Source organism: Ureibacillus sp. FSL W8-0352, assembly GCF_038004345.1.
Taxonomy (GTDB): Bacteria; Bacillota; Bacilli; order Bacillales_A; family Planococcaceae; genus Ureibacillus; species Ureibacillus thermosphaericus.
Map to the genome: position 1 here is coordinate 312,111 of NZ_JBBOQT010000001.1, position 18,334 is coordinate 330,444.

Sequence of the window (18,334 nt, forward strand, 5' to 3'; positions counted from 1 at the left end):
CATTTCAAATTTGGCCTTTAAATATTTGCTATAATGAAAGAGATTGGAATGTTCTCTTCAAGGAGGTTGCTGAATGGAAAAGAAAAAGAAACGTTCGATTATTAGAGGAATCATACTTGGAGTATTGGCTTGTGCAATTATTTATACAATATACAATACTGCGACAAAAGATACAGTAGAGGTTTTAGCTGATGGAGATACAGCTCCTGATTTCGAATTAGTAGATTTAGAAGGGAACACACATCGTCTATCTGATTACAGAGGTCAAGGGGTATTTTTAAATTTCTGGGGAACATGGTGTGAACCGTGTAAAAAAGAAATGCCTGCGATGGAACGACAATATCAACAATTTAAGGATCAAGGTGTACACATTTTAGCAGTAAATATAGCTCAGTCCAATTTTGAAGTAGAAAATTTTGTTGAGCAGTATAATCTTACTTTTCCAGTAGTCATTGATAAAACAAAAAGCGTGATGCAAGCTTATAATGTTGGGAAATTACCTGCAACTTATTTAATTACTCCGGAAGGAAAAGTGAAAAGAGTTCCTCCTGGTGAATTGTCAGAAGAACAAATTCAATCTCTTATGGAGTCAATTAAGCCAGAATAGGAGTATTTAAAATTATGGAAAAAATCTCATGTGTTTGTGGTCATGAAAACCCATTTGGTACAAAAATTTGTGAAAAATGTGGTAGACCATTATCTGAAGAAGCGAAAGCTCAAAAAGTTCTTGATATGCGATACGATGGTACAGCCATTCGTTCTAAAACCTACAACAAATCCATTATTGATAAAATCTGGAATTTCTTTTCGAGTGTTAAAGTGGGCGTTTCGTTAATTATTATTACACTAATTGCATCAGCTCTTGGTACGATTTTTCCTCAAGAATTTTACGTTCAAGTGGCTACACAAGAAGAGAAAGCGCTTTATTATAAACAAAACTATGGCGTTTTTGGTGAACTATATTACAATTTAGGTTTATCTGATTTGTATAGTTCGTGGTGGTATCAGATTCTAGTAGGGCTATTAGGAATCTCCATTATCGTAGCAAGTCTTGACAGAGGTCTTCCTCTATATAAATCGTTAAAAAATCAACGTGTAAAGCGCCATGAAAGCTTTATGAAAAGGCAGCGAATTGTTGCTCATGGGCCAGTAACAGAAGGCGATTCTTCAAAAACCCTTGATTTAATTGAAGAAAAAATGAAAAGTTTACGTTATAAAGTTCGTCGAGATGGAAACGCTTTATTGGCAGAAAAAAATCGCTTTGCCCGCTCTGGTCCATACATAAATCACCTTGGGCTTATTATCTTCTTGTTAGGAGTAATGTTACGATTCCTACCGGGATTCCACGTAGATGAATCGATGTGGATTCGCGAAGGAGAAGTTCGTGCGATTCCTGGAATGGATGGATATTTCCTAGAAAATAAACAATTTATTTTAGAAACTTATGACAATGATCCAACGAGAGCACAAATTGAACAAGGTGTTGCTGCCATTGCGAAAAACTATCAGACGGATGTAAAGTTATATAAACAGGCTGAAGGTGCAGTGTTAGGGGATACGGAAAATATGGAACTCGTTAAAGAGTATTCCATTCGTGTTAACTACCCATTAAAATATGATGGTTATGCTATTTATCAAATGGATTATCAGTTAAATGAACTAAAAACAATGACATTTGATTTAACCAATAAAGAATCAGGAGAGTCTCTAGGTTCAGTAAAAATTGATTTAACGAATCCAGAAAAAGAGTATGTTTTAGGTGAAAATACAAAAGTTGAAATCATGAAATATTATCCTGACTTTTCTGGAATGAAAGATGGCGTTCCACAAACAGCATCCCAATACCCAAATAACCCTGCTTTTGTATTTAAAATGATTACCCCTGACAAACCTGAAGGGGAAATCAGTTTCGTTTCAATTGGTGCTTCTCCTATTGAAGCGGGGGAAAATGAATATAAAATGACCTTTAAAGGTGTAGAAACAAGAAATGTATCAGGATTAACAATTCGAAAAGATGTAACGATTCCTATCTTGATTATTGGTGGAGTTATTTTCTTATTTGGATTAGCAATTGGTTCTTATTGGAATCATCGTCGCCTGTGGGTACAACAATTAGAAGATGGCAAAATTATGCTTGCTGCCCATACAAACAAAAACTGGTTTAGCATGAAAAAAGATTTAGATGTTGTGACAGAATATGCGCATTTACCACAATATATTGACCAACTAGAAGAAAAAGATGAGAAGGATAAGGAAGGTGACGGTGCCGAATGAGTTTAATTGATATTAGTGGTAATTTACTTTTTACAGCATTCTTTGCATATATTATAGGTACGGTTTTCATAGCGGGTTCCATTAAAAGAAATGATGGTGCTGCCAGTAGAGCCGAAAAATGGGGAAAAATAGGAATTGTGATTGCAATTATTGGTTTTATTTCCCAGCTGGGCTATTTTATTACCCGTTGGATCTATGCGGGACATGCTCCTGTAAGTAACATGTTTGAATTTACTACAGCCTTTGGAATGTTCCTCGTTGGAGCATTTATATTAATCTACTTTATGTATCGTGTTACGGTTCTTGGTTTAGTGGCATTACCGATAGCAGTACTATTTATTTCTTATGCAACAATGTTCCCAACGGAAGTAACGCCACTTGTGCCATCGCTTCAAAGTAATTGGCTAACTATTCACGTTGTAACAGCGGCAATTGGACAGTCGATTCTTGCTATTAGCGCAGTGGCTGGTCTTGTTTATTTACTAAAGGAAGTAGATCCAAAAACAAGCTCAAGGGAACGTTTTTGGCTTGAAGCCATTTTATATTTCTGCGTTGTTGTAATCGGCTTTGTACTTGTAACGATTACATTCCGCGGCATGGGATATGAAGCACAGTTTACTTATGTTAATAATAATGGTATGGAATCTGAAATCGTTTATAATATGCCGGCATTATTCGGAATGAATGAATCTGAATTAAAAACGGAAGGCGTTATGAAGCCGTTAGTCGAAATGCCTGCGATTATTAATGCGAAGAAATTAACGACTGTTGTATGGTCATTCTTGGTTGGAACGATTTTATACTTGTTATATCGCTTCATTGTGAGAAGACCGATTTGTGAGTTGCTTCATCCTTTAGTGAAAAAAGTAAACTCCCAGTTAGTTGACGAAATTGGATATCGTTCTGTATTAATCGGATTCCCTGTCTTCACATTAGGTGCTCTCGTCTTTGCCATGATTTGGGCACAAGAAGCTTGGGGCCGTTACTGGGGCTGGGATCCTAAAGAAGTATGGGCTCTCATCACTTGGTTATTCTATGCAGCTTATCTTCATTTACGTTTATCTAAAGGATGGGAAGGAAGAAAGTCTGCTTGGCTCGCATTAATCGGATTTGCAATCATCATCTTTAACCTCGTCTTTGTAAACTTAGTGATTGCAGGACTCCATTCATATGCATAATATCTATATACTATAATAAACGTATAAATATTAATAAAATGTGAAAGCTCTCCTCAAAACTATGGAGAGCTTTCTTAATAGTCTTTAATTTTTATTCATAAAATTGTACAATAAATATAGGTAGAGATTGCAAAGAGAGGGGTTAGACATCGTGTCTGAAAAAGTGTCCATTTTAGTTGTAGATGATGAAGATCGCATTCGTCGCCTGCTAAAGATGTACTTAGAACGGGAAGGTTACGAGGTAGATGAAGCTGAGAACGGTGCAGTAGCGTTAAAAAAGGCACTAGATAATGATTATCATTGCGTCATTTTAGATATCATGATGCCGGAGAAAGACGGATTACAAGTTTGTGAAGAGTTGAGAGAGAAGAAATCTACTCCCATTATTTTACTGACAGCAAAAGGCGAAGAAGCAAACCGTGTGCAAGGTTTTGAATTAGGTGCGGACGACTATATCGTAAAACCATTTAGTCCACGAGAAGTGGTGTTGCGAGTGAAAGCGATTTTACGCCGCTCAAGTGCATTAAATCAAGTTTCTAGTACTACTACATCTCGAGATATCGTTGTGTTCCCTCATTTAACTATCGATAATGATGCACACCGAGTAACATGTGATGGACAAGAAGTAAACTTAACACCGAAAGAATATGAGCTACTTTACTTCTTAGCTAAATCACCAGATAAGGTATTTGATCGCGAACAATTGTTAAAAGAAGTATGGCACTATGATTTCTTTGGTGATTTGCGCACAGTCGATACGCATATAAAGCGCTTACGTGAAAAGTTAAACCGCGTATCAGACAAAGCAGCTAAAATGATTGTAACCGTTTGGGGCGTTGGTTACAAATTCGAGGTAATCAATGACTAGAATATGGAATAGTATTGTCGGGAAGCTATGGGCAACCATATTGCTTCTCGTTTCGTTTGTGTTATTTATTTTCACAGTTGCCATGCTTGAATTCTTAGATGATTTCCATATGAAACAAGCGGAAAGTTCGCTTAAGCAAACAGCAACGACCATCTCGAACATTGTTGCACATACTGATATCGATCAAATCACCGATGAGTTGTTGGAAGACTTATTAAATGGAGATACAAATGGATTTATTGCACTAAATAATCAAACTGTTATATCCAGTTATCAAACTGGAATAAATCAAGAAAAAATTCGAAATGCTTTGTTAAATTCTAAGGAATTTCAACGAGTCTTTGATACGAATGAACCGCTTATAAGACAAATGATTTTATCTTCTCAAGCGGATGAAGATAAAATGGAATCCTATTTTGTTTTAGGCTATCCATTATCGATTGAGCATGAAGTGCAAGGAGTTCTATTTATTTATCAAAACCCTTCTGCTCTTCACGAAACGACGAATCAAACGACGAAAATTGTCTTTCTCTCAGCATTTATCGCCTTTGTATTAACAACATTTTTTGCCTTTTTCTTATCTTCCAAAATTACGTTACCTCTCCGAAAAATGCGTGCCTATGCATTTGATATTGCAAAAGGTAAGTTTGATGAGCAATTGCCAACAAATCAAAGCGATGAAATTGGTCAATTAGCTGTAGCTTTCAATCAAATGGGGCGTCAGTTAAAACATCATCTCGAAGTCATTAATCAAGAAAAAGAACAGTTGTCTAACATTCTCACTTCAATGACAGATGCGGTAATTACGTTTAATCGTGATAAAACGATATTGCTGAGCAATCCTCCAGCTGATCGATTATTACAACGTTGGTTTATTCGAAATGGGGTCGATAAAGAATTATTCTTACCAGAAGAAATTTATGCCATGTTAGATCATGTTCTAACTTTTGAAGATAAGTTGGAAGAAGATTTGGAAATAGACGGTTCGTACTACCGCATCACCATCAGTCCATTAAAAAGCAGTGGACAAGCAATCCGTGGCGCGATTGCAGTCATACGTGATATGACTGAACAAATTAAATTGGATAAATTACGTTCAGACTTTATTGCTAATGTTTCTCATGAATTAAGAACGCCAATTGCCATGTTGCAAGGATATTCAGAAGCAATTATTGATGGTGTTGTTGAGTCAGAGGAAGACAAGAATGAGATGATTAAAATTATTTATGATGAGTCTCAACGAATGGGTCGCCTAGTAGCGGATTTATTGGATTTAGCTCGAATGGAATCTGGACATACGACGCTTGTAAAAGAGTCTGTACCAATCAATTCTGTCTTTGAACGAATTACGCAAAAGTTTAGTCAAGTGGCGAAAGAAAATCATATTCAATTAATGTTCCATACGGAAATGTCAGATGATGTATTGATAAATATCGATGAAGACCGAATTGAACAAGTGTTAACAAATTTAATTGATAATGCGATACGTCATACACCAGAAGACGGCAGTGTAACGGTGTCATTGGAACAAGAATTATCTTATTTGAAAGTGCAAGTATCTGATACAGGAGAAGGAATTCCGAAAGAAGATTTACCATTTGTGTTTGAACGTTTTTATAAGGCGGATAAGGCGAGAACACGCACGAGGAAAGTTGGCACTGGCTTAGGACTAGCTATCGCTAAAAATATCGTTGAAGCCCATAATGGTAATATACGAGTTGATAGTGAAGTTGGAGAAGGAACAACTTTTACTTTCTATTTGCCTTTAAACTAAAATAGTTTATGGATCAGAATTCGTGGATATTCTAGGTAAATGAGTTGCAGAAATTTGGAAAGATAGGACTTGCCATTCTGCATAAGTATGGTACTCTTTTACCTGGAGTAGAAGCGAATTCTTTTTTTATATAAATGTTGGAGAACATTTAAAAGTAAAGTAGTTCTCCAAATGAAACATTTTACGATTTGAAACGACAAAATTAATAAGGATGGAGGTGGCATGGATTTGAAAGAATCCATATTCCATCGACTGTATGATCAATATCATCAAGATGTATTCCAATTTTTAATCTATTTAGTAAAAGATCGATCGGTTGCGGAAGATTTGTCTCATGAAGTATACGTTCGTGTTTTAAAATCATACGAACGTTTTCAAGGGAAAAGTTCTGAAAAAACTTGGCTTTTTGCTATCGCAAAAAATGTAGCAATTGATTATTTTCGAAAAAATGCAGTTCGCTCAGCCCATTCTTTTACCGCCTTTGATTGGGAAACAGAACAACTAGTATCACCAACAAAATCACCAGAATCTTTCATAGAATTAAATGATGAGACGAGGCAAATACTAGAGGCGCTGGAAAAATGTACAGGTGATCAACAAATGGTGATAATTATGCGCTATTTTCAGGAATTATCGATTGCTGAAACTGCAGCAATTTTAAATTGGACAGAAGGTAAAGTCAAAACAACACAACACCGAGCAATTAAACAATTGCGAGAATTACTATCACGAAACAAGGAGGCGAGTCAAAATGAATCATGAACATTGGGATGAGGATCGAATTGAAGAGCTATTAAAAAATGTTCCAAAAATTCATGATGTCCGTTCAAAAGAAGAAGTATTTGAACGATTAAAAAGAGATGGAGTATTTGATGAAGAGCCTCCGAAAAATTCACCAATTATTAAAAAGAAAACGAAAATTATGCCATGGTTGATTGCTGCTTGTGCTGCGTTATTTGCAGCTGTTCTCATACCATCTTTGACGAACAATTCAATGGAGGAACAAGCAATATTAAATAGTGAACAAGATGATTCCAGTGGAGATCAACAGGAAATGGAAACTTTTGCTCTTCCAAATGACATGGAAGAAAAGGAAAACTTTGCACCTATGTCAACATCGGACGCTGATATTAAAACTGCTGTATATCCTGAACAATTGGAAGGAAACACTCTTTTCAAGATTGGTCTTGCAAGCGATGAAGCAGAAAGCATTCCAGTAACAATCTTAATCCCAAATGAAAAAATTGTAGAAGATTTTGGGAAAGACAATCCAACACAGGTGGAGTTATACAATGAATATGCTCCGCAGTTAAATGAAAAGTTACTAGGGTTTAATGAATATCATCCATATGTGGGTGAAATAACAGAAAGTGAAGGAAAGGTTATTCATAAATTACCGAATAATCATCCATATGATGAAGATGCGGCAACTTATTATGCTACTTTAACAGATACCTTCTCTGATTACAGTGAAATGGAAATTGTTGATGAAAACAGCGAACCGGTAATTTTAGAAGATATTGGGGAAGAATATACCCTATTAACTGAAAAATCAAAGCAACATAGTTACTTTAAATATGTGCAAAATGATGGATCGGAGTTTTTAGCACCAAATTTTAGAGAAACTTATTCAACAGTAGAAGAAGCAATGGAAGCGTTAAAGGTAAGTACAAATGATATTTACAAATCAGTGATTTTACCCAATGCTGATTATTCCGTATCTGTCAATCATGATGTAGTAATAATTACATTTAAAAATCGCTTAGATTTATTTGAGTATAATCAAGTGGAAGCGATGCAAATGATTGAAGCGATGTTGTTAACAGCAGCTGGATTTAATAAATCGGTACAATTTGAAAACATTGTACAAACAGAATGGGAAGGATTCGATTTTACAAAACCGTTGCCAATTCCAGTTGGACCGAATGAGTTGCCATATACTGTATTAGAAAATAGATAAAGTTTTCATTTGGGTATTTTGAAATTGATTGAGAAGAAGTATTAGAAATGCCGGGATCATATATTTTTATATATTTAAAAATTGATTGGAATGCCGGGGTGAGTGCCTCTGTCGCTACGCTTTCGAGGCAAAGCGTCCCCGGTTCGAAAATCATTTTTTAGATTTTATCCAACCTTTTTATATTTGATATGTGAGAAAGTATGTGAAAAGACAAGGATATTGCTTTTCGCATTTTTTCGTGCGCCCGGCATGTACATGAACTATAGGGTGTAAGTCCCGAACCCCGAAGACAGAAGTAGAGGTTAGCCAAGAGCAAGGGTGTCCGTGGTGACGCGGAATCTGAAGGAAGCTGGAGGCAAAACACCGGTCCGAGGAACACGAACCTCATATAAGGCTAGGTATGATTGAGTGAGTTTGCGAAACAAAACAAAGCTCTTTCTGTCGAAGGTCATATCGAGTAAATGAGGCGGATAGATGGTGTGAAAGTGCATGTACTTACCCGGGGAGGTCTGGCGGATAGGTGAAGTTCGCTTCATAACCTACTTAGTGATAAGTAGCTGAACCGTCAGAAGTCAGCAGAGGTCATAGTATTAGTTGGTTTAGAACTACTAAGAAGGACCGAACAATTAAGAGAGAATAGCCCTTGGCATTCAGTGAGTCATGATGAACACAGAAAACATAGTACCTCACTTGAGGAAGGAAGCGGTGAATCCCGTGGGAGTCCTCTTGGAGGGTGGAGTGACCACTGGCATAAAGAGAACAGCTATTCACGGAAGTTATGAAAACTTGCGTCAATTATCTTAATTGAACCGCCGTATACGGAACCGTACGTACGGTGGTGTGAGAGGACGGGAGCTAATCACTCCCTCCTACTCGATTTTTATCGCATTTATCCATAGACGATTAATATAGCAAATAAGGGTATCAAAGTATTGGTATTTTGAATGGTAAAGTGCACTTGTTCATCGAGGTACAATTGCTTTATAGGACTCAAGAGCATGTAATAGCTCCAAATAATGAATGTTTGGAATTTAGATGAGATAAAGTTGCTCGTTAAACCAAGAAATGCTCCAATCATTCCAAGTGTTAAGGAAAAAGCTTGATTTTTTAATGTCATCGATGCCCATTGCTGCAATGCAATGATGGTAAAACAAGTCAATGATGTACCCAATAAAAAAATGAATAGTAATTCGTAAGGTACATTTTATACATACCAAATGCCCAAATGAATAAAAATTAACAAATTCTTACAATAAAATGATTGAAGAACAAAAGAATTTTGCGAAATACATCTGTTTTTGATTCATCGAAAGGGTAAGTAACAGTTTCCACGTATCCCCTTTATGTTCCATATCACATATACGAGAAACGCAAATGGCCGATAAAATTGGCAAAAAAACACAGTTTAATGAAGAAATTGTTAATATCATTAACTCCCATTTTGCAGTTTCAGCGTATTTATCAAGCAACAAACTGTGAAGAAGCAAAGCAAATGATTCAATTGATTAAGCCTGATCTAGCAATTTTAGATGTGATGTTGCCAGATGGCGATGGATTCTATCTTATCGACCATTCGCCAATATTCGAATATACCTGTTATTTTTTCAACGGCAAGAGGAGAAGATGAGGATCGTTTGCTTGGGCTTGGACTAAGAGCTGATGATTATATAATAATAAAGAATGATTGTTTTAATACTTCATATTAATTCCTTTACAAATACTCGGAATACTCCTATAATATTACTAAATTAATAATAAAATAATGATTCATCTTCGGGGCAGGGTGAGATTCCCGACCGGCGGTATTAGAACGGTTGTTCTTAAGCCCGCGAGCTCTTTTTGAGCAGGATTTGGTGAGATTCCAAAGCCGACAGTATAGTCTGGATGGGAGAAGATGAAGGTACGGTCGTTTTTCGTTATGTAACCTAGACACGTGGCAATTATTGTGTTGGAAATTTTTGTATTAATCCAACGCGCTATTTTCCTATTCTCTTTTTGTCATGTGTAGCTTTTCGTGTACCCGTTTTCTCCCTTATGCTAGTTTGGCATAAGGGATTTTAATTTTTAACGAAGTCGACTATGTGCCTTTCTTCTTGCGAGTTGAATCAGCAAAGAGGAGAGAGTGCTAATGAACAAAATGAAATTGCGTTCTTTTGTAACAATCGCAATGCTATCGAGTATTTCATTTATTTTAATGTTTTTAAATTTTCCATTACCGTATTTTCCGGTATTTTTAGAGATTGATTTTAGTGATGTTCCTGCATTGATTGCGGCAATTACGATGGGACCTGTTGCAGGAATTTTAGTTGAATTCATTAAAAATATCTTGAATTGGCTATTTATGGGTGCTTCTACTGGGGTGCCAGTGGGACATATGGCAAACTTCGCAACAGGGATCTTGTTTATCATGCCAGTTTACTATGTATATAAAAGAACTAATTCAGTAAAAGGGTTAATCTTTGGACTGATAGCTGGAACATTTACGATGTCAATTGGCATGAGCGTATTAAACTATGTTGCTTTCCTGCCAATGTACACATATTTCTTAGGAATGGGTACATTTGATGTAAAAGAAACTATCGTTCTAGGAATTTTGCCATTTAATATTATCAAAGGTATTTTGTTGATGGTGTTAGTATTGATGTTATTTAGAACGATGAGAAATTGGATTGAAAATCAAAGAGCACAATATTTATTGCAAAAACAATAATAGAACATAGATCATTAGGGGTTTGCTGTTTTGTGCAAACCTCTTTTATTTTGAGTAAATTACGAATACACTTTTGAAGGAATTGTATGATTGCTTACATTATATTTCCGTTCGATCAATATTATAGAAAGTTTATATTGTTTTAAAAAATTGATATGATGTAATCATCATGTTTATTAGTTTAAAGTCATAAAGGAAGGAATTTTTACAATGGATCAAAATAAAGGGCAATGGACGAGTAAAATTGGATTTATATTAGCTTCGGCAGGGGCAGCCATTGGACTCGGCGCTATTTGGAAAATGCCTTATGTGACAGGTCAAAGCGGAGGGGGAGCTTTTTTCTTAATCGTTGTTATTTTCACCCTTCTCATAGGATTGCCAATGCTATTATCGGAATATATTATTGGTCGTAGCACTCAAAAAGAAGCAGTAACAGCATATAAATTATTAGCCCCCCATAATCTTCGCTGGTCTTGGATTGGGAAGTTAGGAGTTATCGGTTGCTTTATTATGCTATCCTTTTACAGTGTTGTAGGTGGATGGATATTTATATACAGTGGCGTTTCATTGGTTGGAGGAGTCATTGAGCCGAATGCCAATCCAGGAGATTTTTTTTATTATGTTATAGGGACGCCATGGATTACGTTGTTAGGTCTTGCACTATTTACTTTAGCAAATGTATTAGTCATTGCATTAGGAGTGCAAAACGGAATTGAAAAAGCCAATAAAGTTATGATGCCGTTATTATTCATTCTATTTATTATTTTAGTAGTACGCGGCTTAACTTTAGATGGAGCAGTGGAAGGGGTAAAATTTTTCCTATGGCCAGATTTTTCAAATATTACTGGGGAATCGTTATTGTTTGCTCTTGGACAGTCCTTTTTTGCACTGGCGGTAGGATTTTCGTGCCTTGTAACTTATAGTTCCTATTTAAAAAAGGAAGTTAGCATACCTCAATCAGCAACATGGGTTGTTGTGTTAACCATTTTGGTTTCATTTCTTGCTGGACTAGCAATTTTCCCAGTTGTCTTTACATTTGGAATGGAGCCAACTGAAGGACCGGGATTATTGTTTATGGTTTTACCTGCTGCTTTTAGTCAAATGGCTTTCGGTGAAGTATTTTTGGCGATGTTTTTGATATTATTTTTATTTGCAACGCTCACTTCATCTTTTAGCATGTATGAGATTATCGTTGCTGCGTTAATTGAGAAATTACATATTCGCCGCACGAAATTAACTGTCATTTTAGGAATCATCGTTTTTATTGTTTCGATTCCATCTGCATTATCTTTCAACGTATTAAGCAATGTGTCAATTTTTAATAAAAGTATTTTTGATGCCACGGATTATCTTGTTTCCAACGTGCTTTTACCTTTAGGAAATATATTAATTGCAATATTTATTGTATATGTGATGGATAAACAATTAGCAAAAAAGGAATTATTGCAAGGAAGCCAAATGGGGGAAGGTTATTATCACGTTTATAGAACATTGATGACGTTTGTTGTTCCGGTTGTGATTATAATTGTGTGCCTGGCAAGACTGTTTGGATTTTGAAACAGCAGCATACATATAGTAAAAATGACAACCGTTATAAGGAAGGTGTTATGGAAAAATCGAAAGTATCCATTTTCTTTCTCTTGCTTATTCTCTGTGCATTCACTTGGACGATTTATTCGAAATTTATAAAGAATGAAAAAGGCCTAGAGGAGTCTTTTACAGAAGACGAGTTTATCGATTTTCTTTATGAAAATTTAGGCTTAGAGGATCCACACGATGTTGACATTCATGAATTTGAATATGACATGATTGAAACTGCTTATCAAGTGGTGGATGTTGAGGCAAGCGATTTTCAACTAAAAACAATGCAAAATGAAACAATTAAATTGTCTGATTTGAAAGGGAAAAAAGTTCTCATCAACTTTTGGACAAGTTGGTGCCCCCCTTGCAAAGAAGAAATGCCTCATTTAAATGAGTTCTATGAACAATTTGCAAAACAGAACAATATCGAAATATTGGCCATCAACATTACCGATCAAGAATTATCAATGGATGACGTGAAAAAATTTGCTGACAAATATCAAATAAAGTTTCCTATATTATTTGATGATACCGGTGCGGTTTCGACGGAATATAAAATCATTACGATTCCTACAAGTTTCATTATAGATGAAGAAGGTAAAATAACCGAAAAAATTGTCGGCCCTGTCACAAAAGACATATTATTAGAAAAATTTCAGATAAATACATGAATACTTACTAAAAAACATAAACAAGACTAGACAGTATTCATACAAAAAAGGCGTAAATGATGATTATCCAGTTGAAATCAGGGGAGTCCATACGGAGTCATTTTGCTGATGGCAATGTGTTGATTATTGTTCGGAGCGGGGTTGGTTCATTTAATTGAACAGGGAATAGCTGAATTAACGAGGAAATCGATATTGCAAAAGGATTCGAAAGAAAAGCATAGTTTAAAAGAATTTTATGGTTATGTAAGTAAAAGAGTGGATTACGATTTTAAGCCTCCTTTCTGGGGAAAAATTTTTAAATAGTTGTAAGTAGGTCATTCGTTTAGAGAATGGCCTTTTATTGTGAGAAAATAAAAAAAGTAGCACAAACCAACAATTGATTTGTACTACAGCTAGTGAAAGATTATCCCATAATATGATAACCTGAGTCAACGTAAATCGTTTCTCCTGTAACGCCGCGGGATAATTCGCTAAGCATTACGACTGTCATATCTCCAACCTCTTCTTTATTTGTATTGCGTTTCAATGGAGATACTTCTTCATAACGGTGAAGGGCTTCGTTAAAGCTTGGAACACCTTTAGCAGCCAATGTACGAATTGCACCAGCGGAAATGGCATTAACGCGAATACCTTCTTTGCCAAGATCCGCAGCTAAATAACGAACGCTTGCTTCAAGCGCTGCTTTCGCAACACCCATGACATTATATCCTTCAAGAACTCGTTCCGCACCCAAGTAAGACATTGTAACGATAGAGCCGCCTTCTGTCATATAAGGACGCGCTGCATTAGCAACAGCAATTAATGAGTATGCGCTTGTATCTTGGGCAAAGGCATAGCCCTCTCGAGAAGTTTCAACAAAGCGATTTTTTAAATCTTCTGCATGAGCAAAGGCTACAGAATGTACGATACCGTGGATGACACCGAATTGTTCACCAATTTGTTTGAATGCATTTTGAATCGATTCGTCGCTGTTCACGTCACATTGAATAATTACTGTTTTGTGGTCTTGATAGTCTTCTAAAATTTTTTCTAGTTTTGCTTTTGAACGATCTTTTCGATACGTGAAAATCACGTTTGCTCCAACTTCTAATAGTTTCTTTGCTGCTCCCCAAGCGATGCTTCTTTCATTGGCAACGCCCATCACAACGATATTTTTATCTTTTAATTTTAATACATCCATGTACTTGACCCCTTTAACATCAGTTATTAGTACCAACTACTAGAAGTGTAACAGCATTTCTAATAAAAATCAATATAAACTATTGACTGCTATTTTGTAATACAATATAGTTATGTATAGCTACTTTGTTTTACAAGATAGGTGCTTATCATTCCAACAATTGAGGTGGTGAAGTCTTTGTCTATTCGGAGTCAATTGTTAAAGGGAGTGCTCGATGGATGTATATTAGCAATTATTGAAAAAGATGAGGTCTATGGATACGAATTATCAAAAAAGCTAGAACAAGTTGGCTTAGATATTAGTGAAGGTACAATTTATCCAGTGCTATTACGGCTTCAAAAAAATGGATATATTGTGGGGGAAATGAGGGCGTCTGTTTCAGGCCCAAATCGAAAATATTATTCTATTACGGTGAAAGGAAAAGAAGTACTTGATAATATTCGAGAAGAATGGAAAATCCTATCTTCTTCCATCGAAAAATTGTTGGGGAGTGATAATAAATGAAAGTTTCAGTGAAAGAGTTAATACGACAAAATAACGAAAAAAGAAAACAGCTTACACGAGAAAATCAGCAATATTATGAAAATCTCCTTGTTTACATTCGCGCAAATTTATCGAGAAATGAGCGAGCTACAGAGGAAGTTTTACTTGAAATGCTAGAACATCTATTAGAAGCACAGAAGGAAGGAAAAACAGCATCTGAAGTTTTCGGGAAAAATCCAAAAGATTTAGCGGATGAAATAATTGCCTCTTTACCAAAAGAATCTTGGAAGCGCCAATTAGAATTCGCTTTTGAAATCCTTTTTACGTTATTCGGGTGGTATTTGATTGTTCGTGGAATATTTCCTTTACTAAATAAAGAGAATCAAATAATTTATTCTGGAAATCTTGTTATCTCAACTCTTCTGCTAGTCGGTAGTTTATTGATGTTGATTTATTTAATAGTGAATCTATTGAAAAAAGAAGCTTTTCAAGAACCAAAAACAAAACAAAAAATGACAATTTTATTTGGATTCATCACTATTGTTTTATTTGCGATGAGCTTTTATGTAAGGTTTGCGATTCAACCATTTGGACCTTCATTTGAGGTTTCATATTATACCATTTTTGGCCTAGGGTGCTTCATGTTGTTAGCTTCTTATTTATTTAAGAAGATGCGGGAGCAAAAGGCGTAGTAGGGGAAAAATTATTGTAAAATTCTAAGGGAAATAAAAATCAGGTGCATCCATTATCGGTGCACCTACTCTTATATTCTATTCAAATTTCAATGGGTCGCCATCGAAAGGTTCATCTGCCACTTTAATAGAATCTGTAGGGCAACCTTCAAAGGCATCTTGCATATCTTCCAGTAAATCTTCTGGTACTTCAGCGGTACCCGTGTTATCATCTAAAATAACGAAGGCAATTCCTTCATCATCGTAATCATAAATGTCAGGGGCAGCTGCGCCACAAGCACCACAAGCGATACATGTATCTTTATCTACAATTGTGTATTTTGCCATTTAGTAATCTCTCCTTTTTTCTATTGCGCTTCCAAGTTAAAGCTTCTTTATTATTCTAAAACTGTTTATTACACTTTTCAACATTAAGACTGTAAAATTGGAGGTTCTGATTTGCTATTTCAGTATTTAGTCTTAGATATATTAAAAACCGTAGAAAATGAGCGCACAATTTCTTCTCCTTATCATTTGCTGAAAGGGAAGCGCTCTGGCCAAACGATTCAAGATGTTGGTATATTTCGCTTGCATTCATATTTTGGTATTTTACCAACATTAACAAGGCAAATTTATGATAAAGAGATTCAAAAACTTGTTGAACATCAATTTATCGTTATATCAGAAAATAGTTTTCAATTAACGAAACAAGCAAACGAACTTCTTCAGCATTATGAGCCACTTCCTTTGAATGGTTGGCAATATAGAGGAAACGAACAGATCTTTTTTTCAAGACTCTCACTAACAGTACAAAGTTTATCGCATGCAAGAGAAAATGTCATGGCATTTTCTCCTATTCAAAAAGATGAAGAAATTCAGCGTTGGGTGCGACATTTCCTTTTAATCAATGATTACAAATCGGGACTTCTAAACCATAGCTTATATGATGAAATTCTACAAAGTCTTGAAAGGGCACAAATCAATACACAAGCAAAAGAAATTGTTGTAAAACGATTAGCGGGCTATCAAGAAACTGGATTTACTTGGGAACAAATTAGCATGGAATATCAAATGGCCGAAATAGATGTTCAAATCATATTTGTAGCTTGTCTTCATCAATGGTTGAATGAAATACTATTGAACACGAAACAATACCCATACCTATCTCAAATCGCTGATAAGATTCGCGTAGAAATACCGCTGACGGGTTCTGCTTATCATACTGCGATGCTCTTTAAAAAAGGATATTCGATTGAACAAATCTGCAAAATTCGGAAGTTAAAACAAAGTACAATTGAAGACCACTTAGTTGAATTAGCAATCAATGATTCAACGTTTCCTATTGAACAATTTATAAAAAAAGAAGATATACAACTCGTACTTACAGCGACAGAAGATTACAATACGAAAAAGTTGAAAATTCTTCATGAAGTGCTACCGCATTTATCTTATTTTCAATTGCGTCTTGCACTGGCGAGAGGTGAAAAATTTTGCAATTAGAACAGCTGTTACAAAACCATTTTGGATACACTTCATTTCGACCAGGACAAAAAGAAGTCATTGAACAATTAATGAATGGAAGAGATACAATCGCTTTACTTCCCACTGGAATGGGGAAATCCTTATGTTACCAGCTTCCAGCATACATATTTAAAAAACCGATATTAATTATTTCTCCATTACTATCCCTCATGCAAGACCAAGTTGACCGAATGAAACAATTTGGTGAAAAACGGGTAGTAGCATTGAATTCTTTATTGAATCGTGAACAAAAACAACGAGTTTTACAATATTTACCTCAATACCGATTTATTTTTAGTTCACCGGAAATGTTGATGCAGGAACAGGTTAAAAGCAGACTGAATCAGATAGAATTGGCGTTAATTGTGGTTGATGAAGCCCACTGCATTTCCCAGTGGGGATTTGATTTTCGACCGGATTATTTGAAAATTGGAGACCTAATCAAAGATAAACGACCACCGATTTTAGCATTAACTGCAACTGCAACAGAAAAAGTGCTAGAAGATATACGGCATGTTTTAAAGATGGATGACCCTTATGAATACATTCATTCCGTTGACCGTCCAAACATTCGTTACGGGAAAAAAATATTTCACACAAAGGAAGAAAAAATGGAATGGCTCTTTGAACATGTTTTTCATACAGAAGGGCCAGGCATTATTTATACGCGATCGAGAAAAAGAACGGATGATATCACAACACAATTATTGAATCACGGGCTTTCTGTTTCTTCCTATCACGGGGGAAAAGATGCGGTAGACCGACAATTTATTCAACAGCAGTTTTTAGACGGCTCTTTGGAATGGATTGTTGCTACGAACGCTTTTGGCATGGGCGTACATAAAGAAAATGTACGTCAAATTATTCATGATTCAATTCCTTCAAACATCGCAGATTATATGCAGGAAGTAGGAAGAGCTGGTCGCGACGGCAAAGACGCAATCGCTATTTTGTTGTATTGTGAAGGGGATGAAGATGTAGCTCATTATATTGCAGGGGAAGATTTGCCGAATGAAAATCAAATTGAGTTGTACGATGAATATGTAAGAAGACAAGTTAATCCGAAAGAAATGATGCATGATGGACTGATCTCTGAAACATCTTTTCGCGTATTGCACTATTGGATGGAGCATTATTCGATGGATGAAGTCAAATCTATTTTTCGACAAATGATGAGTGACAAATATCGTTCTGTGGAAGAAATGTTGAACATTGTAAAAAGTGATCAATGTATTCGAGAACAACTTGTCCATTACTTTGGCCAAACATTAAATAGTAAACCAGAAGATTGCTGTGAACATTGTGGTTTAGAATACCAGCATTTTCTCCTTCCAAGAACAACAAAAGAAACAAAAAGAAATTCGACCACTTGGCAGAGGAGATTGCGACAAATTTTATTAGGAACTGACTGATTGTAGTAAAATAATCATAATTGCGACAAAAATCTTTGAAAATAAAAATTT

At 35.7% G+C, this 18,334-nt stretch carries 20 protein-coding genes, 1 pseudogene and 1 riboswitch; of the genes and pseudogenes, 17 read left to right on the top strand and 4 right to left on the bottom strand.

All coding sequences use genetic code 11. The features are described from left to right. Nucleotides 1–73 precede the first annotated feature (73 nt). The 8 genes from resA to NST98_RS01610 all read left to right on the top strand — a co-directional run bounded on the left by resA (nt 74) and on the right by NST98_RS01610 (nt 8,858). A complete protein-coding gene (gene resA / locus NST98_RS01575; RefSeq protein WP_016836916.1) occupies nt 74–607 on the top strand; it encodes a thiol-disulfide oxidoreductase ResA in 534 nt (177 codons plus the stop codon). 14 nt (nt 608–621) lie between these two features. Beyond that, on the top strand, nt 622–2,274 hold the full coding sequence (gene resB, locus NST98_RS01580; RefSeq protein ID WP_340714228.1) for a cytochrome c biogenesis protein ResB: 1,653 nt from the start codon (nt 622–624) through the stop codon (nt 2,272–2,274). After that, nucleotides 2,271–3,452: a c-type cytochrome biogenesis protein CcsB gene (gene ccsB / locus NST98_RS01585; RefSeq protein ID WP_340714229.1), complete on the top strand. Its 1,182-nt coding sequence runs from the start codon at nt 2,271–2,273 to the stop codon at nt 3,450–3,452. The genes resB and ccsB overlap by 4 nt, the downstream gene beginning before the upstream one ends. A 151-nt stretch (nt 3,453–3,603) precedes the next feature. Further along, nucleotides 3,604–4,320, top strand: coding sequence for a response regulator transcription factor (locus NST98_RS01590; RefSeq protein WP_340433638.1), 717 nt, complete (start codon nt 3,604–3,606; stop codon nt 4,318–4,320). After that, the gene (locus NST98_RS01595) at nt 4,313–6,094 is read left to right on the top strand and encodes an ATP-binding protein (RefSeq protein ID WP_340714230.1); all 1,782 of its coding nucleotides are present in this window, start codon (nt 4,313–4,315) and stop codon (nt 6,092–6,094) included. Before NST98_RS01590 ends, NST98_RS01595 begins: the two co-directional genes overlap by 8 nt. Before the next feature lie 228 nt (nt 6,095–6,322). Then, on the top strand, nt 6,323–6,856 hold the full coding sequence (locus NST98_RS01600) for an RNA polymerase sigma factor SigX (protein WP_026018951.1): 534 nt from the start codon (nt 6,323–6,325) through the stop codon (nt 6,854–6,856). Beyond that, the gene (locus tag NST98_RS01605) at nt 6,846–8,054 is read left to right on the top strand and encodes a hypothetical protein (RefSeq protein WP_340714231.1); all 1,209 of its coding nucleotides are present in this window, start codon (nt 6,846–6,848) and stop codon (nt 8,052–8,054) included. The genes NST98_RS01600 and NST98_RS01605 overlap by 11 nt, the downstream gene beginning before the upstream one ends. Before the next feature lie 660 nt (nt 8,055–8,714). Then, on the top strand, nt 8,715–8,858 hold the full coding sequence (locus tag NST98_RS01610) for a hypothetical protein (RefSeq protein WP_340714232.1): 144 nt from the start codon (nt 8,715–8,717) through the stop codon (nt 8,856–8,858). Nucleotides 8,859–8,943: 85 nt separating this feature from the next. Here the strand turns inward: NST98_RS01610 and NST98_RS01615 are convergent, their stop codons facing one another. Beyond that, on the bottom strand, nt 8,944–9,225 hold the full coding sequence (locus NST98_RS01615) for a hypothetical protein (RefSeq protein ID WP_340714233.1): 282 nt from the start codon (nt 9,223–9,225) through the stop codon (nt 8,944–8,946). A gap of 76 nt (nt 9,226–9,301) precedes the next feature. Continuing rightward, complete coding sequence (locus NST98_RS17250) at nt 9,302–9,541, bottom strand: ABC transporter permease (RefSeq protein WP_445684017.1); 240 nt, start codon at nt 9,539–9,541, stop codon at nt 9,302–9,304. Here NST98_RS17250 and NST98_RS01620 point away from each other — a divergent pair. From NST98_RS01620 to NST98_RS01640, 5 genes and pseudogenes are all read left to right on the top strand, one after another. Then, nucleotides 9,502–9,727 (top strand): annotated as a pseudogene (locus NST98_RS01620) (response regulator); the annotation flags it as partial. The gene NST98_RS17250 and the pseudogene NST98_RS01620 sit on opposite strands and share 40 nt — an antisense overlap. 92 nt (nt 9,728–9,819) lie before the next feature. Then, nucleotides 9,820–9,954: riboswitch (FMN riboswitch) on the top strand. 228 nt (nt 9,955–10,182) lie between these two features. After that, nucleotides 10,183–10,764 carry an ECF transporter S component gene (locus tag NST98_RS01625; protein WP_340714234.1) on the top strand — a complete coding sequence of 194 codons (582 nt, stop codon included), beginning with the start codon at nt 10,183–10,185 and terminating at the stop codon, nt 10,762–10,764. A gap of 210 nt (nt 10,765–10,974) precedes the next feature. Then, the gene (locus NST98_RS01630; RefSeq protein WP_340714235.1) at nt 10,975–12,321 is read left to right on the top strand and encodes a sodium-dependent transporter; all 1,347 of its coding nucleotides are present in this window, start codon (nt 10,975–10,977) and stop codon (nt 12,319–12,321) included. A 50-nt stretch (nt 12,322–12,371) separates the two neighbouring features. Next, on the top strand, nt 12,372–13,016 hold the full coding sequence (locus tag NST98_RS01635; RefSeq protein ID WP_340436773.1) for a TlpA disulfide reductase family protein: 645 nt from the start codon (nt 12,372–12,374) through the stop codon (nt 13,014–13,016). A gap of 141 nt (nt 13,017–13,157) precedes the next feature. After that, nucleotides 13,158–13,319: a hypothetical protein gene (locus NST98_RS01640; RefSeq protein WP_340714236.1), complete on the top strand. Its 162-nt coding sequence runs from the start codon at nt 13,158–13,160 to the stop codon at nt 13,317–13,319. Nucleotides 13,320–13,419: 100 nt separating this feature from the next. Here the strand turns inward: NST98_RS01640 and fabI are convergent, their stop codons facing one another. Beyond that, complete coding sequence (gene fabI, locus NST98_RS01645) at nt 13,420–14,196, bottom strand: enoyl-ACP reductase FabI (RefSeq protein WP_340714237.1); 777 nt, start codon at nt 14,194–14,196, stop codon at nt 13,420–13,422. Between the two features lie 177 nt (nt 14,197–14,373). On the opposite strand from fabI, the gene NST98_RS01650 reads away from it, so the two are divergent. After that, nucleotides 14,374–14,700, top strand: a complete 327-nt coding sequence (locus tag NST98_RS01650; protein WP_096550785.1) for a PadR family transcriptional regulator — start codon at nt 14,374–14,376, stop codon at nt 14,698–14,700. Further along, nucleotides 14,697–15,371 carry a DUF1129 family protein gene (locus NST98_RS01655; RefSeq protein WP_340710033.1) on the top strand — a complete coding sequence of 225 codons (675 nt, stop codon included), beginning with the start codon at nt 14,697–14,699 and terminating at the stop codon, nt 15,369–15,371. Before NST98_RS01650 ends, NST98_RS01655 begins: the two co-directional genes overlap by 4 nt. Before the next feature lie 78 nt (nt 15,372–15,449). Here the strand turns inward: NST98_RS01655 and NST98_RS01660 are convergent, their stop codons facing one another. Continuing rightward, on the bottom strand, nt 15,450–15,698 hold the full coding sequence (locus tag NST98_RS01660) for a ferredoxin (protein ID WP_016836934.1): 249 nt from the start codon (nt 15,696–15,698) through the stop codon (nt 15,450–15,452). 111 nt (nt 15,699–15,809) lie between these two features. On the opposite strand from NST98_RS01660, the gene NST98_RS01665 reads away from it, so the two are divergent. Both NST98_RS01665 and NST98_RS01670 read left to right on the top strand, forming a co-directional pair. Then, nucleotides 15,810–16,850 carry a helix-turn-helix domain-containing protein gene (locus NST98_RS01665; protein ID WP_096550787.1) on the top strand — a complete coding sequence of 347 codons (1,041 nt, stop codon included), beginning with the start codon at nt 15,810–15,812 and terminating at the stop codon, nt 16,848–16,850. After that, nucleotides 16,841–18,283, top strand: coding sequence for a RecQ family ATP-dependent DNA helicase (locus NST98_RS01670; protein ID WP_340714238.1), 1,443 nt, complete (start codon nt 16,841–16,843; stop codon nt 18,281–18,283). Before NST98_RS01665 ends, NST98_RS01670 begins: the two co-directional genes overlap by 10 nt. Nucleotides 18,284–18,334: the final 51 nt, after the last annotated feature.

Excerpts from the sequence above, each read along its gene's own strand:
- resA (WP_016836916.1), top strand. The coding sequence starts at position 74 with ATGGAAAAGAAAAAGAAACGTTCGATTATTAGAGGAATCATACTTGGA.
- resB (WP_340714228.1), top strand. The coding sequence starts at position 622 with ATGGAAAAAATCTCATGTGTTTGTGGTCATGAAAACCCATTTGGTACA.
- ccsB (WP_340714229.1), top strand. The coding sequence starts at position 2,271 with ATGAGTTTAATTGATATTAGTGGTAATTTACTTTTTACAGCATTCTTT.
- NST98_RS01595 (WP_340714230.1), top strand. The coding sequence starts at position 4,313 with ATGACTAGAATATGGAATAGTATTGTCGGGAAGCTATGGGCAACCATA.
- NST98_RS01605 (WP_340714231.1), top strand. The coding sequence starts at position 6,846 with ATGAATCATGAACATTGGGATGAGGATCGAATTGAAGAGCTATTAAAA.
- NST98_RS01610 (WP_340714232.1), top strand. The coding sequence starts at position 8,715 with ATGATGAACACAGAAAACATAGTACCTCACTTGAGGAAGGAAGCGGTG.
- NST98_RS01625 (WP_340714234.1), top strand. The coding sequence starts at position 10,183 with ATGAACAAAATGAAATTGCGTTCTTTTGTAACAATCGCAATGCTATCG.
- NST98_RS01630 (WP_340714235.1), top strand. The coding sequence starts at position 10,975 with ATGGATCAAAATAAAGGGCAATGGACGAGTAAAATTGGATTTATATTA.
- NST98_RS01635 (WP_340436773.1), top strand. The coding sequence starts at position 12,372 with ATGGAAAAATCGAAAGTATCCATTTTCTTTCTCTTGCTTATTCTCTGT.
- fabI (WP_340714237.1), bottom strand. The coding sequence starts at position 14,196 with ATGGATGTATTAAAATTAAAAGATAAAAATATCGTTGTGATGGGCGTT.
- NST98_RS01655 (WP_340710033.1), top strand. The coding sequence starts at position 14,697 with ATGAAAGTTTCAGTGAAAGAGTTAATACGACAAAATAACGAAAAAAGA.
- NST98_RS01660 (WP_016836934.1), bottom strand. The coding sequence starts at position 15,698 with ATGGCAAAATACACAATTGTAGATAAAGATACATGTATCGCTTGTGGT.